At 58.3% G+C, this 16,026-nt stretch carries 11 protein-coding genes; 6 read left to right on the top strand and 5 right to left on the bottom strand.

The window, feature by feature from the left end; all coding sequences use genetic code 11:
* Positions 1–152: 152 nt before the first annotated feature.
* The 4 genes from ML540_RS15150 to ML540_RS15165 are packed head-to-tail and all read right to left on the bottom strand — an operon-like array spanning position 153 to position 4,901.
* A complete protein-coding gene (locus ML540_RS15150) occupies positions 153–2,261 on the bottom strand; it encodes a chemotaxis protein CheA (RefSeq protein ID WP_243363016.1) in 2,109 nt (702 codons plus the stop codon).
* 2 nt (positions 2,262–2,263) lie between these two features.
* Positions 2,264–2,554 (bottom strand): STAS domain-containing protein, encoded by a 291-nt coding sequence (locus ML540_RS15155; protein ID WP_243363026.1) that lies wholly within the window; start codon positions 2,552–2,554, stop codon positions 2,264–2,266.
* 11 nt (positions 2,555–2,565) lie between these two features.
* Complete coding sequence (locus tag ML540_RS15160) at positions 2,566–3,108, bottom strand: chemotaxis protein CheW (RefSeq protein ID WP_243363028.1); 543 nt, start codon at positions 3,106–3,108, stop codon at positions 2,566–2,568.
* Between the two features lie 29 nt (positions 3,109–3,137).
* Positions 3,138–4,901 (bottom strand): methyl-accepting chemotaxis protein, encoded by a 1,764-nt coding sequence (locus ML540_RS15165; protein ID WP_243363030.1) that lies wholly within the window; start codon positions 4,899–4,901, stop codon positions 3,138–3,140.
* 1,418 nt (positions 4,902–6,319) lie between these two features.
* Between ML540_RS15165 and ML540_RS15170 the strand changes: the two genes are divergently transcribed.
* The 6 genes from ML540_RS15170 (at position 6,320) to ML540_RS15195 (ending at position 15,027) form a co-directional block, all read left to right on the top strand.
* Complete coding sequence (locus ML540_RS15170; RefSeq protein ID WP_243363032.1) at positions 6,320–8,746, top strand: type I restriction-modification system subunit M; 2,427 nt, start codon at positions 6,320–6,322, stop codon at positions 8,744–8,746.
* Positions 8,737–9,963, top strand: coding sequence for a restriction endonuclease subunit S (locus ML540_RS15175; RefSeq protein WP_243363042.1), 1,227 nt, complete (start codon positions 8,737–8,739; stop codon positions 9,961–9,963). Before ML540_RS15170 ends, ML540_RS15175 begins: the two co-directional genes overlap by 10 nt.
* Entirely contained in the window at positions 9,960–13,013 is a 3,054-nt protein-coding gene (locus ML540_RS15180) for a type I restriction endonuclease subunit R (protein ID WP_243363045.1), read from the top strand. Before ML540_RS15175 ends, ML540_RS15180 begins: the two co-directional genes overlap by 4 nt.
* Entirely contained in the window at positions 13,013–13,729 is a 717-nt protein-coding gene (locus tag ML540_RS15185) for a M48 family metallopeptidase (RefSeq protein ID WP_243363046.1), read from the top strand. Before ML540_RS15180 ends, ML540_RS15185 begins: the two co-directional genes overlap by 1 nt.
* Before the next feature lie 285 nt (positions 13,730–14,014).
* Positions 14,015–14,281: a hypothetical protein gene (locus ML540_RS15190; protein WP_243363048.1), complete on the top strand. Its 267-nt coding sequence runs from the start codon at positions 14,015–14,017 to the stop codon at positions 14,279–14,281.
* Positions 14,282–14,547: 266 nt separating this feature from the next.
* The gene (locus ML540_RS15195) at positions 14,548–15,027 is read left to right on the top strand and encodes a terminase small subunit (RefSeq protein WP_279343488.1); all 480 of its coding nucleotides are present in this window, start codon (positions 14,548–14,550) and stop codon (positions 15,025–15,027) included.
* A gap of 256 nt (positions 15,028–15,283) precedes the next feature.
* On the opposite strand, the gene ML540_RS15200 is transcribed toward ML540_RS15195, so the two are convergent.
* Positions 15,284–15,820 carry an ERCC4 domain-containing protein gene (locus ML540_RS15200; RefSeq protein ID WP_243363054.1) on the bottom strand — a complete coding sequence of 179 codons (537 nt, stop codon included), beginning with the start codon at positions 15,818–15,820 and terminating at the stop codon, positions 15,284–15,286.
* Positions 15,821–16,026 lie beyond the last annotated feature (206 nt).

Raw genomic sequence — 16,026 nt, forward strand, 5'->3', positions numbered from 1 at the left:
CCGAAAGGGGCAGGCTCCGGGTCTCCGACGCCCTCTCCCTACTCCTTGGGGGCCACGGAGCTCAAGCGGAGGGGATGCCCGAAAGGGCATCCCCTTTTGCTTGTGGAAACAGCCCCGAAGCGGAAGGGCGCCGGATGGCCCCGCCGCCGGGGTCAGTGCAGGGTGGAGGCGTGCTGGTTCTGAGCGTTCATAAATTGTTTGAAATGCTCCGCCGCAAACCGCACGAGATGCGGCACGTCCAGGATGAGCGAAATGCCGCCGTCGCCGTTGATGGTGGTTCCCGACACCCAGTTCACGTCCTGGTATATGCGGCTGAGCCGTTTGATGACCGCCTGCTGCTGGCCCACCACCGCGTCCACGGCCAGTCCCACCAGCGATCCGTCCACGCCTGCTATGATGATGCGTTCATAGGCGGGGGGCGAGCCGGGAATGTTGAGCATCTTGCGCACGCTCAGGCAGGGGATGAGGTCCCCGCGCATCTCGATGACGTCAACCTCCTTTTCCGCCCCGGTCACGCGGCGCTCCTGGCAGGCCTGGATCATGGGCAGGGGGATGATGAAGAACTCCTTGCCCACCCGGAACTGGAGGCCGTCGATGATGGCCAGGGTCAGGGGGAGCCTGACAGTGACCGTGGTGCCTTCGCCCGGGGCGCTGTCCAGGGTGATCCCCCCGCGTAGCGCGTCGATGTTCTTGCGCACCACGTCCATGCCCACTCCCCGGCCGGAGACGCTGCTCACGGTTTTCGCGGTTGACAGGCCGGGTAGGAAGAGCAGGTCGTATATCTGTTTGGGCGTCAACTCGGCGTCCGGGGCGATGACTCCTGCATCCAGGGCTTTTTGCCGGACAGCCTCGGCGTCGATTCCCCCACCGTCGTCTTGGATGGTGATGACCACGTTGCCGCTCTCGTGCCCGGCCTTGAGGGTGATGGTGCCGTTCTCGGGCTTGCCCGCCGCGAGGCGTTTTTCGGGGCTTTCGATGCCGTGGTCCACGCTGTTTCTGAGCATGTGGACCAGAGGGTCCTTGAGTTTGTCGATGACGTTCTTGTCCAATTCCGTGTCGGCTCCCTCGCCCACGAATTCGATGCGCTTGCCGAGCGATGTGGAAAGATCCCGGACGAGCCTGTGCAGGGTGGAATACATGGTGCCAATGGGGACCATGCGGATGCCCAGGGCGTAGTCCCGCATCTCCGAGGTCAGCCGCTGAAGTTCCTCGGCGATGTTGCGCACAGACTGCTGGTTCTTGTTGAGCACCGCCTGGGAGAGGCGCGATTGGACGATGACCAGTTCCCCTACGAGGTTGACCAGGTTGTCCAGGCGCACGCCGTCCACCCGGATGCTGGACGACTGCACGCTCGAAGCCGCCCGCTCCTGGGTTTCCGAACGCCTTTGGGCCGAAACCACGCCGACGCCGGTGCCCCGAAGGGTCATCTTGCTGGCCAGGATGGTGGACAGCTTGTCCGTCACGGCGGCGCGGCCCAGGTCTCGGGAAGCCTCGATCATGTTCATGAGCTCTTCCGAGTCGCCCCCGCGCATGGCCAGGTCGGAGATGAGGCTGATGGCGATGCCGCCTTCGTCCTCGACGAAGATGAAGACGTCCTTGATGGCGTCCTCGCCCTTGTCCGTGACCAAGAGCAGGTCCCACCAGCAATAGGCCAGCTCGGGATCGAGGGCTTCCAGCGCGGGAATGTCCGTATCGTGATAGCGGATCCAGATGCGGCCGAGCCCGGAAAGCTCCTCAAGCAGCGCCAGCGGGTTGGTGCCGTTGAGGAAAGTGTTGGGAGCAGGGCGGTAGCGCACCCAATAGGTCTTGGCGTTTTCAGGGGAAATTCCCCTGCGGCCATCCGCCTCTGCTTCTCCGGTGGGGCTGGCCTGCGCTTGAGGCGGGGCTTCGCCGCCAGCCAGCCGGAAGCGGGCGATGAGCGAGTCGGAGCGTTCCTTGAAGGGCGACGTGTCCTCGACGTCGAGCAGGCCTTGGATGTGGTCCTTGGCTTCCAGGGTCAGACTCAGCAGGTCGGTCGTGAGCGGAAGGCTGCCGGAGCGCACCTTGTCGAAGACCGTTTCCACCTCGTGGGTGACGCGGGCGACCTCGTCGAAGCCGAACATGGCTCCGGATCCCTTGATCGTGTGCATGGCCCTGAACAGGCGGGCCACCTCGCCCGAGTCATCTGGCGATGACTCCAGCGCCAGCAGGGACTCCTCGATTTCGGTGAGCAGTTCCCGGGCTTCGTCGAGAAACGTCAGCTTGCCGATGTCGGCGCTCATGATCACATCTCCTCGCCGGGCAGGCCCGGCGTGGCCACGAGGAAGTCGAATCCCGTCAGCCGGGCCTTGTCCGCAAGTTCGGGGGACAGCGTCGCCGTGAAGTGCAAGGGAACACTGGCCCGCTCGAAGGAGCGCTGGGCCGCGGCGAGGAGCTGGAAAAAGGTCAGGTCGATCTCCCGGACTGTCGAGAAATCCAGGGTCAGGGCCTCACCTGCTTCCAGGGCCTGCATGAGTTCCTTGTGGATGTCCGACGCGCTGTCCACCGTGCACCTGGGCTTGAATTCCATGGGCATGCTGCACTCCGTTAGGTGGCCTGGACCGCATCCGCGGCCGTGTCGGCGTCTTGGGCTTCTTCGCTTTCGGCTTTTACCGTGGAGGACACGGCGACGAGTTCCTCGTCGGAGAAAACCCTGTCCACGTCCAGCAGGAGTATGAACTGGTCGCGGTAACGGCCGATGCCTTTGATCAATTCGGTGTTGACCGTGGTGCCCATCTTCGGCGGGGGCTTGATCTGGTCCCGGTCCAGCTCGAAGACCTCCTTCACCGCGTCGGCCATGACGCCGATGACGGTGGTCTCCCCCATGATGGGAACCTCGAGGATGACGATGCGCGAATGTATGGTCTGTTCGGTTCGGCCCATGCCGAATTTCAGGCGCATGTCCATCACGGGTATGGCGTTGCCGCGCAGGTTCACGACGCCGCGCATGTATTCGGGCGTTTGAGGAATGCGGGTGATCTCGGCGAAGTCGAGAATTTCGCGGACCCTGTCGATGTCGAGAGCGAAGAGCTCTTTGTCCAGAACGAAGCTCAGGCTGGTGCTCGTCTTGGATTCGGAGGCGTCGGTCATACTTAATCTCCCTTGTTTGGAAGGACGCGTCAGAACTGTTCGAACTCCGAGAGCCTTTCTTCGGAGGTTTCTTCTCCAATGTCCAGCCTGACCCCGCTCTTGCCCTTGCGCCCGGCGGGCTGCTTGGAGAGCGGAGACGCGCCGGCGGCGAGCACCCGGCGCTTGGATGGCTTGCGGATGACGCCGTGGTCGTCGAGTTTGAAGTAATCGATGGTCCCCTGGAGTTGCTCCGATTGGCCCGAGAGTTCCTCGGCCGTGGAAGCAAGTTCCTCGGAGGCCGAGGCGTTTTGTTGGATAACCTGGTCGAGCTGCTGCAGGGCCTTGCTCACCTGGGCGCTGCCGGAGCCCTGCTCCTGGCTGGCCGCGGCTATCTCCTGGACCAGCTGCGCGGTTTTCTGGATGTCGGGCACCAGCTTCTGCAGAAGCTCCCCGGCCTTCTTGGCCACACCCATGCTTTCCGTGCTCAGCTGATTGATCTCTCCCGCCGCTTCCTGGCTGCGTTCGGCGAGCTTGCGGACCTCGGATGCTACCACCGCGAACCCCTTGCCGTGCTCGCCCGCCCGGGCTGCCTCGATGGCGGCGTTGAGGGCCAAGAGGTCGGTCTGCCGGGCGATTTCCTCAATGATGGAAATCTTGCCGGCGATGTTGGTCATGGCCTCGACGGTCTGGTTCACGGCTTGCCCGGACTCCTGGGCGGCGCGGGCGGCCTGGACGGCTATGGTCTCGGTCTGCTTGGCGTTGTCTGCGTTCTGGATGATGGAGGAGGACATCTCCTCCATGGACGAGGATGATTCCTCGACTGCGGCCGCCTGTTCTGAGGATCCCTGCGAGAGGGACTGTGCGGTGCTGGAGAGTTCCTCGCTGCCGGAGGCCACGTTCTGGGCTCCCTCCTGGATTTCGTGCACCACGTCGGAAATGCGTTTGATCATGCTGCCCAGCGACTGCAGCAGAATGTCCTGGTCCGAGCGAGGTTGCACGTTGGCGCGCAGGTCTCCTTCTGCCAGTTGCTGGGCCAGGGCGGCGACGTTTTTTTCGGCCTCGGCCACATTGCGAAGGGCGTTGGCCAGGGTGCCGATCTCGTTCTTCAACTCGATTTCGAGCTTTTGGCTCAGATCGCCCACGGCGAGCCGGTTGGCGAAGGCCACTCCCTTGGCCAGGGGCAGCACGATGGAGCGGGGGATGAAGATGCCGAGAAGGATTCCGATGACCACCGCCGTGACAAGCAGGATGATCGAAAGCATCCTGGCGTTTTCATAGGCGGTCTGCCCGTTGATGGCCTCGGCTGCGGAGCCTTTGTCGTTGATGTCAATTCCTTTGGTGAGGGCGTCGGCTGCTGGATTGTACGTTGACCGCATTCCAGTCGCCACCAGCTTGACAGCTTCATCCATGCGGTTGTTTTTTGCCATGTCGAGGGCCTTGTCCTGCAACGCAAAGTAGTCTTTTGAGTACTTCTGAAACTCTTCGAATATCTTCCTTTCCTCGTCGCTGCTTATCAGTTTAACATATAGTTTGATTGCCGCATCAAGATTTACGCTTGCTTCGTTAAGTCTTTTTTCCTGTTCTTTCTTTACATCATTTGAATCAGTAAGAAAATACAACAAAAGAAGACGTCTAGTTGACGAGAAATGGCGTTCAATGTTTCCAAGTTCCTTGACGCTGGGCAACCAGTTTGAGCCGAGTTCATTGATGCTCTGGCTCATGGATTTCATGGAATAAATATTTATGACACCAAGAATCAGGATCAGCAGAGTGCTTGCGCCAAACGCCAGAGAGAGCTTGAGAGTCAGCTTCATGATGATCCTCCTGAAAGTTTATTCATAGTGTGATTAAAGGTGTTGCTAATTCAAAATATGCAGTACGTTGTATTGTAAAGCCATGTGATATACGGGCGAAAATCTTGTAAGTGATTTCGCGAGTCCTTCGTAATAAGTGAAGATCAAAATGAAAAATTAAAATAATTGTACTGGTATGGTGTTTTCATACGTCTTATATTTCCACTCCAACTCATACCAGAATTTGAGGCCTAGTGTAAATCGAAATCGTTTGTCGTTTGGAATGGTTGCGCAGGCCGGTTGCCCGGAATCGTGGGGGCGACGGACCAAAACGGACGAAGGCGGACCTTGCGGCCCGCCTTTTCCTTGAAATTCCTGGGGGTTTTGGACTTTGTCGGACTTCCTTGAAAGTCCTCTTGGTGGGGCGGGGGGAATCGAATATGTCTGGGGACGTGCGTGGATAGTCGATTTTCCTGTGGTTGTCCGTTGAGCTACTCACAATCTTACTCACAGGCTTGGTGTGCTGCCGCCAATTTTGCGTCTGACCCTGAACAAGGAAGAGTTCCCGGTTCGGCAAGAAAACTAGGCTGGGGGGGGCTCCGAGGGGGGAGGGCATCCGTGGTTCCATCCACCCGGACAAGTTTCAGTACGTAACGTCCGGACGGGGACTTCGATGTGCTCAGATTTATAGGCAACAGATCGTTCCAGGACCGCTTGGGCTCCCTCGTCCTGGCACTTCATCCATGCTACAGCGACTCGAAGCATTCTAAGGCCGGGGTGTTAGCTGTTTTAGTTCAGCAACGCGTCAGCCCCCCTGTCAGGCATGGGGCAAGCGCGTTGAACCGACCCCACCCCGGACTCCACTCGGGCCGTGGCATTTTCAGTCGAAGCGCCTTCGCCTGCCGGGAGAATCAGCACCCCCCCTTGCTCCCCCGCCTCCCGCCTCAGGGTCCCATCCACCCAGACAAGTTTCAGGTGCAACTTCCGGACAGAGACTCTGCGACTGTCTTAACTATCCATCACAAACGCCGACAAAACCGCTCCCATGATTCTTGGCCTTGCCCTTACTCATCTCCGGGGCATAGGCGCGATTCTGAGGCCAGATATTCACTGAAATTTGCCTTAGGTTTCGGTCTCAACCTTAGGGTATTGTAGTCCCCTCCCGTTTCCGGTCTCTGCCGTGGGGGGGCACCCACACCCCCGCCCTGGGTCACCTCCACGGTGTTGTCGCTGATGGAACGTCCGCAGTGTCACCTGGAATGACGATACTCGAACCCTTCGCCAAGTGCTTTTGTCCCACCATCTCAAGACAATCTGCCAACCGTCTATAATTCTTGACAGCCTCGGGCCAATGGGATTTGCCTAACGCCGTGACTGGTTGCGGCCAAGCGCTGCCGCCCATCTGATTCCATTGTGAGAAAATTAAGGATTTAGGTAAGATGGCTCTTAAGAAGTCCGAACTTTACTCGTCTCTCTGGCAATCCTGCGACGAACTTCGCGGCGGCATGGATGCCAGCCAGTACAAGGATTACGTCCTCGTCCTGCTTTTCATCAAGTATATCAGCGACAAATACGCTGGCCAGCCATATGCGCCGATCACCATCCCTGCGGGTGCCAGTTTCGCGGATATGGTGGCCCTCAAAGGCAAGTCGGACATCGGCGACCAGATCAACAAGAAGATCATCGCCCCCCTGGCCGACGCCAACAAGCTCTCCGACATGCCGGACTTCGACGACGCCACCAAGCTCGGGAACGGCAAGGAGAAGGTGGATCGGCTCACCAACCTTGTCGCCATTTTCGAGAACAAGGCGCTCGATTTCTCGAAGAACCGGGCAGACGGCGACGACATTCTTGGGGATGCCTACGAATACCTGATGCGTCACTTCGCCACGGAGAGTGGCAAGAGCAAGGGCCAGTTCTACACCCCTGCCGAGGTCAGCCGCATCATGGCGAAGATCATCGGCATCCGTGACGCCCAGACGACCACCACCACAACGGTCTACGACCCCACTTGCGGGTCAGGCTCCCTGCTTCTGAAGGTGGGCGACGAGGCCAGCGCCAAGGTCACGCTGTACGGCCAGGAAAAGGATTCCGCCACCAGCGGCTTGGCCCGCATGAACATGATCCTGCATGACAACCCCACCGCGAGCATCGTGCAGGGAAACACCCTGGCCGACCCACGGTTCAAGGAAGGCGAGACGCTTAAGACCTTCGACTTCGTGGTCGCCAACCCGCCCTTCAGCGACAAACGCTGGAGCACCGGCATCGACCCGCTGCACGATCCCTACGACCGTTTCCAGCCGTTCGGCACGCCTCCTGCCAAGCAGGGCGACTACGCCTACCTGCTGCACATCATCCGCTCGCTCAAAAGCACGGGCAAGGGCGCGTGCATCCTGCCGCACGGCGTCCTGTTCCGGGGCAACGCAGAAGCCGACATTCGCCGGGCGCTCATCCGAAAGGGCTACATCAAGGGCATCATTGGCCTTCCCGCGAACCTGTTTTACGGCACGGGCATCCCTGCCTGCATCGTGGTGGTGGACAAGCAGGACGCCCATGCCCGCAAGGGTGTCTTCATGGTCGACGCCAGCTCTGGCTTCATGAAGGATGGCCCCAAGAACCGCCTGCGCGACCAGGACATCCACAAGATCGTGGACGTCTTCAACAAGTGCATCGAGGTCCCCAGATACTCCCGCATGGTGCCAGTGGAGGAGATCGAGAAGAACGAGTTCAACCTCAATCTGCCGCGCTACATCGACAGCCAGCAGGCCGAGGACCTCCAGGACATCGAGGGCCACTTGAAGGGCGGCATCCCGGTTGCCGACGTGGACGCCCTCCAGCGCTACTGGGACGTCTGCCCGCAGCTCAAGCAGGCCCTGTTCAAGGACAACCGCCCCGGCTATCTGGACCTTGCCGTGGACAAGGCCGACATCAAGTCGGCCATCTACGAGCACCCCCAATTCGCAGACTTCATCAGCGGCATGAACGCCCACTTCGACGCCTGGAGGCGGAAGAGCGCCGCAACGTTGAAGCAGTTGCAGGTCGGCTGCCACCCGAAGGACGTCATCACCGCGCTGGCCGAGGACCTGCTCACCCACTATACCGGCAAGCCGCTCATTGATCCCTACGACGTCTACCAGCACCTGATGAACTACTGGGCCGAGACCATGCAGGACGACTGCTACCTCATCGCCTCTGACGGGTGGAAGGCCGAGACCAGCCGCATCATCGTGAAGAACAAGCAGGGCAAGGAGAAGGACAAGGGGTGGACCTGCGACCTTGTGCCCAAGGGCTTGGTTGTGGCCCGTTATTTCGCCAATGAGCAGGAGGCCGTTGACCAGCTCGCAGCCGACCTGGAGACTGTCAGCGCCAGCATGGCCGAGTTGGAGGAGGAGCACGGGGGCGATGACGGAGTGCTCTCTGAAGCTAGGGATGAGGGCAAGGACGGCAAAGAGGGGAAGGTCTCCAAAGCCCTGGTGAAGGCCCGGCTCAAGGAGATCAAGAGCGACAAAGAAGCCAAGGAAGAAGCCGCCGTGCTGCGGCAGTGGTTGAGACTGGATGAGCGGAAGGCAGAACTGAAGAAGCGCCTCAAGGATACCGAGGCTGAACTCGATGCCAAGGCTTACACGAAATACCCCAGGCTCACCGAGACCGATGTCCAGACGCTGGTGGTGGACGATAAATGGCTCGCTGCCCTGGACGGGGCGATCCATGGCGAGATGGACCGGGTCAGCCAGTCGCTCACCCAGCGGGTGAAGGAACTGGCGGAACGGTATGAAAATTCGCTGCCGCAGATGGTCAGCCGCGTGGCTGAACTCGAAGAGAGGGTGAACAAGCACCTGGAGAGGATGGGTTTCTCATGGACGTGAAGCCCGGCTACAAGCAGACAGAGGTCGGGGTGATCCCGGAGGATTGGCAACTTCGACCTATGCTGTCCGTCGTTCGAGTCGCTCACGGTCAAGTGGACCCCAAGCATGAGCCTTACCGCTCAATGATACTCGTAGCTCCAGATCATATTGAGAGTGGCAGCGGGCGGTTGTTGAAAAAAGAAACTGCTGGGGATCAGCGCGCAATCAGCGGGAAGTACGCATTTTCGGTGAACGATATAGTTTATAGTAAGATTCGACCGTACTTGAGAAAGGCAATTTTATCCGACTTTGAGGGTCTTTGCAGTGCGGATATGTACCCATTGAAGCCTCAAGTCGACATTTCTTCGGGGTTCGTGTTTGCCGTCATCCTTGGATATCATTTCTCAAAGTATGCAGAGTCCGTGTCTGTCCGCAGTGGGATGCCGAAGATAAACAGGTTGGAGCTGGCTGAATATGTTATGGCCCTTCCTCCCACCAAGGCCGAACAAGAAGCCATCGCCGCCGCACTCTCCGATGCTGATGCTCTCATCGAATCCTTGGAGCAGCTCATCGCCAAGAAACGGAACATCAAGCAGGGAGCGATGCAGGAGTTGCTGACCGGCAAGAAGCGGTTGCCGGGGTTTAGTGGGGAATGGAAGGAAGTGCGTATGCGAGACTTGCTGCAACTAAACGCTACGTATGGCATTGTAACAGCAGGAAGATTTATCCAGAATGGGATCAAGATGCTCCGAGGTGGAGACATAGACGACGGCCACATCGCCACGGACCTACCAATGGTTGCTCACGAAAAATCGAATGAATATTCGAGGACAAAGCTGGAGAAAGATGATGTTGTGATAGCCTTGGTCGGATACCCAGGTTCTTCTGCGAAAGTCCCTGACGAGCTAATTGGGTCAAACATTTCCCGTGCAGTTGGCTTGTTGAGATGCAACGAACAAGTTGTACCGGATTTCCTTGTGTGTTTTCTAAACTCGACCGATGGCAGAAATATGGTACTTGCACCTAGTGCCGGTTCTGCGCAGAAAGTTGTCAACCTCGCCGCGCTCAATAAGTTACAATTTTATATCCCGCCCGTCAGAGAACAAGCCGCTATCGCCACCGTCCTCTCCGACATGGACGCCGAACTCTCCGCTCTGGAGTCAAAGCTCTCCAAAGCCCGCCAGATCAAGCAAGGGATGATGCAGGAACTTCTTACCGGGAGAATCCGACTCATATGAGCGACATCGGCAAATCCGAGCGCGTCACCCAAAACCGCGTCATCGCTCTGTTCCGCGATGAGCTGGGTTACAGCTACCTTGGCGACTGGTCAGACCGTGAAGGCAACACCAACGTCGAGGAGGGTTTGCTTACCGCCCACCTGAAGAAGTGCGGCTACACCTCTTCCCAGATCAGCAGAGCCATTCATTTGCTCCGCACCGAGGCCAACAACCATGGGCGCAGCCTCTACGGGAACAACCAGGCCGTCTACAGCCTGCTGCGCTACGGCGTTTCAGTAAAGACCGAAGCTGGCAAGCCCACTGAGACCGTCCACCTCATCAACTGGGAGGAGCCGCAGAAGAACGACTTCGCCATCGCGGAGGAGGTGACCCTCAAGGGCAACCTGGAGCGGCGTCCTGACCTCGTGCTGTACGTGAACGGCATCGCCATCGGCGTGCTGGAGCTGAAAAACAGCCGCACCACCATCGGCGACGGCATCCGCCAGAATCTGTCCAACCAGCGTCCCGAGTTCAACGCGTGGTTCTTCAGCACGGTGCAGTTCATCTTCGCGGGGAGTGACTCCGAGGGTATGCAGTACGGAACCGTCGGCACAGAGGAGAAGTACTTCCTGAAGTGGAAGGAAGACGAACAGGACAACAGCCGGTACAAGCTGGACAAGTACCTGCTGAAGATGTGCTGCAAGGACCGGCTGATCGAGCTGATGCACGACTTCGTGCTCTTCGACGGCGGCATGAAGAAGCTCCCCCGCGTCCACCAGTATTTCGGCATCAAGGCCGCGCAACGCCATGTCCGTGAACGCAAGGGCGGCATCATCTGGCACACTCAGGGCAGCGGCAAGAGCATCGTGATGGTGCTGCTGGCGAAATGGATTCTGGAAAACAACCCCCACGCCCGCGTGGCGATCATCACCGACCGCGACGAGCTGGACAAGCAAATTGAGCGCGTCTTCATGGAAGCGGGAGAACCGATCACACGTACCAGCAGCGGACGGGAGTTGATGACCCAGCTCGGGCAGGCCACGCCGCGCCTGTTGTGCTCCCTGGTCCACAAGTTTGGCCGCAAGGACGTGGACGACTTCGATGCCTTCATCAAGGAACTGGAAGCCCAGCCCAGCCAGACCGTGGGCGAGGTGTTCGTCTTCGTGGACGAGTGCCACCGCACGCAGACCGGCAAGCTGCACCGGGTGATGAAGGCCATGATGCCCAATGCCGTGTTTATCGGCTTCACGGGCACGCCGCTCCTGAAGAAGGACAAGCAGACCAGCCTGGAAGTGTTCGGCGGCTACATCCACACCTACAAGTTCAGCGAGGGCGTAGAGGACGGGGTCGTGCTGGACCTGCTCTATGAGGCGCGGGATATCGACCAGCGCCTTGGTTCTGGGTTCAGGATCGACATGCTGTTCGACGCCAAGACGAAATTTCTCAATGACTGGCAGAAGGACGAACTGAAGAAGCACTGGGGCACGATGGAGCATGTGCTTTCGTCAAAGTCCCGGATGGTAAGGGTGGTGGACGACATCGAGTACGACTTCAGCCTGAAGCCCCGCCTGTCCGATCATCGCGGCAACGCCATCCTCGTGGCATCGAGCATCTTCGAGGCGTGCAAGTATTTCACGCTTTTCCAGGCATCAACCTTCAAGAACAAATGCGCGGTGGTGACCTCCTACAACCCGCTGACGAAGGATGTGACCAAGGAAGAGACCGGGGCGAACACGGAAACCGACAAGCAGTTCATCTACAAGACCTACACTGAGCTGCTTAAGGATGTCGAAGCGAAGCCGGGCATGACTAAGACCGAGACCTACGAAGAGTGGGCCAAGGAGCTGTTCATCAAGGAACCGGCAAACATGAAGCTGCTGGTGGTGGTGGACAAGCTGCTGACCGGCTTCGACGCGCCGTCCTGCACATACCTCTACATCGACAAATCCATGCAGGATCACGGCCTGTTCCAGGCCATCTGCCGCACGAACCGGCTGGACGGCGACGACAAGAGCTTCGGCTACATCGTTGACTACAAGGACCTGTTCAAGAAGGTCGAAAACGCCATCGCGGTCTACACCTCCGAACTGGATCATAGTGCGGAAGGGGCCAGTCCCGAAGTGCTGCTGCACGACCGCCTCAAGACAGGTAAGGAACGGCTCGATGCCGCCCTGGAATCCATCATCCTGCTATGCGAACCGGTCAAGCCGCCGAAAGGGGAGCTGGAGCATATCCACTATTTCTGCGGTAACACTGAGATCGCATCGGACTTGAAGGAGCATGAGCCGCAACGCGCCGCGCTCTACAAGGCCACGGTGGCGCTGATCCGCGCCTACGCCAATATTGCCGACGAGATGGAGCCCGCAGGGTACACGGCAGCCGACATCAGCCGCATCAAGCAGCAACTGGATCACTTCCTGAAAGTCCGGGATGTTGTGCGAAAGGCCAGTGGGGAAGAGCTTGACCTGAAGGCTTACGAGGCGGACATGCGGCACTTGATCGACACCTACATCGAAGCCGACATGCCGAGGCCGATTTCCCCCTTCGACAATATGGGCCTGCTGGAACTGATCGTGAAGACCGGCATCGCCAAGGCCATCAATGAGCGCCTCGCCGGGATGAAGGGCAACAAGAACGCCGTGGCCGAGACCATCGAGAACAACGTCCGCAGCAAGATCATCAAGGAGCACCTGAGCGACCCGGAGTACTACGAGAAGATGTCCGAGCTGCTGGACGAAATCATCGCCGCCCGCAAGGCGAAGGCCATCGAATACGAGGAGTACCTGAAGCGTATCGCCGCGCTGGCAAAGCAGGTCGAGGCCGGGCAATCGGAAGAGACGCCGAAGACGCTGGACACGCCGGGCAGACGGGCGCTGTACAACAACCTGAATAAGGATGAGGAGCTGGCCCTGAAGTTGGACCACACGATTAAGGATACGCGCCCCGATGGCTGGCGGGGACACCTCGCCAAGGAGAACATCATCAAGGCGGCGCTGCTGCCGCTCTTGGATGGCGACAAGGCAGAGGTGGAGCGCATATTCCTCATCATCAAGGCGCAGGGCGAGTATTGATGGTCACTCAGATCAACCTCGGAGATATTGAGGTGGACGTCGTGCTGAAGGACATCAAGAACATCCACTTGAGCGTCTACCCCCCGCACGGCAAGGTCCGCGTTGCCGCCCCGTCGCGCATGGACCTGGACACCATCCGCGTCTTCACCATCTCGAAGCTCGACTGGATCAGGAAGCAGCAGAAGAAGTTCCGTGACCAGGAACGGGAGACCCCCCGCGAATATCTTGAACGGGAGAGCCATTTCCTCTGGGGGCGGCGCTACCTTATGCGAGTGGTCGAAGTGGATGAGGCTCCCCGTGTCGAGCTTGAACACCGCACGATGACCCTGAAAGTCCGACCCGGAACGGATGAAGAAAAACGTCAGGCGATTGTCGATGGGTGGTATCGGGGCCAGGTGAAAGCGGCGGCTCCTCCGCTGATCAAGAAATGGGAGAGGCGCATCGGGGTGCAGGTCGAGCGATTTTTCGTGCGCAGGATGAAGACCCGATGGGGGAGCTGCAACCCGGCGACCCGCTGCATCCGGTTCAACACCGACCTCGCCAAGAAGCCCAAGGACTGCCTGGAGTATCTCGTCGTCCATGAACTGGCCCACTTGCTGGAACCCACGCACAACCCGCGCTTCGTCGCTCTCATGGACCGGCTCATGCCGAAGTGGCGGTTCTACCGGGAGCAGCTCAACCGTCTGCCGGTGAGCCACGAGGAATGGTTGTATTAATGATATGGACAGCCGGGCTTTGTGACGGCACCTGTCGGCTGCTGTCGTCGAGGAACTGACCGTTTGCCGTTGTCTGACCACGAACCAGCGGGCATTGACCGCAATCTGATCACACCACAAACAACAGTTTCCATCCGACTCGTTGAGTGTGTCTTTCTTGCAGTAATCATATTTACGAATTTTCACATTGTCACATAATATACTAGTCGTGTTTACAACAAACAATACTATTTACATTGAGCGAAAGGCTCCTTATACAATGCGGAAAGTAAAAGGGGTCAGGCTATGAATATCGACGGAAACAACGAAGGGAGCCACGATTGCCGCAAAATGACCATCTCAATGCGAGCAATGAATTTCTTACGTATAACAAGAGAGGTTACGAACCGGAAATTGTCCGGAGAAAAAGGGGTAAGCAACTCATCAGTCGTGAATGAGATTGTCGAGAAGCATTACGCCAGCCAGGATCATGAGAATAAGACGCTGTTCAAAAGAACATCCGTACTTATCCAAAAAATCATTCGTGACATAGAAAACAACGGCAACGGATAGGTCAACAAGCAAAAGCACGCGGAAGAGCCCCCCGGAAGGACCATTGTAAAGTGGCCCCTGTTCGACCGAACACTCTGGCTAGCTGAGGAGGCAATGCTAGAGGTGTGCCGATGCACAGCGCTAATGAGTGCTGTGCGCGCCATGTCTTGAAGAGGCCCATTCTGCATGGCATGCTCTGGCTACGACCGCAAGCGAACGAGACGCTCGGGATGCCTCCAAAGTCTTTTTTTTGATCTGTCAACAACCGTCATCATCCGTCATCGGGCATGAACAATCGACTTTACCCCACACGCTGGAATGTTCCCGGCGCAACCGTCAAAGGCCGAAAAGGTTACGTCGCTGGACGTGAACCGCTTTACAACAATTGCATGGACCTTGAAGCCGCCATAGAGCTATATTTCGAGTACCGAGGAGAGGACCGGAAACCGGCAACGTATACTGGCCTCACCGCTTGGCTTGGTTTTCGTTCACCCGACGCCCTGGACGAGTACAAGAACCCATCCCACCCGTTTCATGGGGTAGTATTCAGGGCGCGCCAGCGCATAGAAGACGCCCTTGAAATTTCACTGCATCAAGGCAAGACGACTGCCGGGGCCATCTTCACCTTGAAGCATCACGCGAACTGGAGAGACACCCGCAACGTGGAAGTGTCTGGCAAGTTCACCATCGTGGGCATAGCTGGATACGTCCGGGAAGCCTTGGAAACAAACACTTTGGCCCCTGGGATTCAGGGTGAAGGCGACTGAGGATGGGGAGGTTCATTCCCATGTAATGCCACTGCGGTCCGGTATGTAAAAAGGATGCGTGTGTCTGTCCTACTGCCTATCATATCCAGCGCATCGACACTCTTTCCTTCATCCTGGCACGCATCACGACCTGAGACATGGCTTCCCAAGCTAAGATGCGAAAGATGAGCTTCTATGTACTAAAAATCGCATCAGCGTGGGCCATGCTCGCATAGAGAAAGGCCGGATTCCGTTAAGGGTCCGGCCTCTTCGTTTTTCAGTTGTCCATGCGTTCTCGCCGTGCGGCTCTTGTTCTCTTGCTGGCCCCTTCCGTGCCCGATGCAGCAAGGGCTTCACCATGGCCCTCCTTCTCGCGCCGGTACTTCTCCAGTAGCCCATAGGCCATGTACTCGCCACCGGCCCGCGAGCCAGCCCAGACGAAAGAGGTGCCATAGCGGACCTGGAAGGCGATGACGCTTTGAAGTGCAGCATGGGGGTTGAGCTTGCTCCGGTATCTCCCTCGCTTCACGTCTTCAACTGAAGCCTCCACGATGACGGCGAAGAGGTCCAACGCCCTGGCCCGTTCAAGTTCTCGCTCGAAGCGATCCCGGCCAGTCGTCAGGCATCCTATCAGGTCATCCAGGGACTTCCGCTCCAGGGCCATGCGATCTTCATAGCCAGCCAGGGAATAGTCGCCCGTCTTGAGCCCGTGCCGGATGATCTCCGCTTCTGGGTACTTCTCGAAAGCGTATGGGTGCTGCTCGCGGGTATCCACCACGATCCGAAGCGGGACGTAGGGGAAGCTACTGCCCATGATGGCCCCCTGGTCCAAAAACTACCGAATCAGCCGAACACTGTCCCTTAACCCACACTACTACTAGCTTTCCTTGTTCGGGAGTGAGTCGAACGGACCCGAACGCGACCGAACGGGATGTGGAGTCCTGTTCGACTTGTTCGGCTAGGGTTCGGGCGTGAACCGAACGGGGAAACCGTTGTCCTGTCTTGCTTCCTGGCCCCTGT

Source organism: Fundidesulfovibrio terrae (assembly GCF_022808915.1).
In the GTDB taxonomy this organism is placed as follows: domain Bacteria; phylum Desulfobacterota; class Desulfovibrionia; order Desulfovibrionales; family Desulfovibrionaceae; genus Fundidesulfovibrio; species Fundidesulfovibrio terrae.

What these genes read in the sequence shown, in the direction of transcription:
- ML540_RS15150 (WP_243363016.1), bottom strand. Translation starts at nt 2,261, where the DNA reads ATGAGCGCCGACATCGGCAAGCTGACGTTTCTCGACGAAGCCCGGGAA.
- ML540_RS15155 (WP_243363026.1), bottom strand. Translation starts at nt 2,554, where the DNA reads ATGCCCATGGAATTCAAGCCCAGGTGCACGGTGGACAGCGCGTCGGAC.
- ML540_RS15160 (WP_243363028.1), bottom strand. Translation starts at nt 3,108, where the DNA reads ATGACCGACGCCTCCGAATCCAAGACGAGCACCAGCCTGAGCTTCGTT.
- ML540_RS15165 (WP_243363030.1), bottom strand. Translation starts at nt 4,901, where the DNA reads ATGAAGCTGACTCTCAAGCTCTCTCTGGCGTTTGGCGCAAGCACTCTG.
- ML540_RS15170 (WP_243363032.1), top strand. Translation starts at nt 6,320, where the DNA reads ATGGCTCTTAAGAAGTCCGAACTTTACTCGTCTCTCTGGCAATCCTGC.
- ML540_RS15175 (WP_243363042.1), top strand. Translation starts at nt 8,737, where the DNA reads ATGGACGTGAAGCCCGGCTACAAGCAGACAGAGGTCGGGGTGATCCCG.
- ML540_RS15180 (WP_243363045.1), top strand. Translation starts at nt 9,960, where the DNA reads ATGAGCGACATCGGCAAATCCGAGCGCGTCACCCAAAACCGCGTCATC.
- ML540_RS15185 (WP_243363046.1), top strand. Translation starts at nt 13,013, where the DNA reads ATGGTCACTCAGATCAACCTCGGAGATATTGAGGTGGACGTCGTGCTG.
- ML540_RS15190 (WP_243363048.1), top strand. Translation starts at nt 14,015, where the DNA reads ATGAATATCGACGGAAACAACGAAGGGAGCCACGATTGCCGCAAAATG.
- ML540_RS15195 (WP_279343488.1), top strand. Translation starts at nt 14,548, where the DNA reads ATGAACAATCGACTTTACCCCACACGCTGGAATGTTCCCGGCGCAACC.
- ML540_RS15200 (WP_243363054.1), bottom strand. Translation starts at nt 15,820, where the DNA reads ATGGGCAGTAGCTTCCCCTACGTCCCGCTTCGGATCGTGGTGGATACC.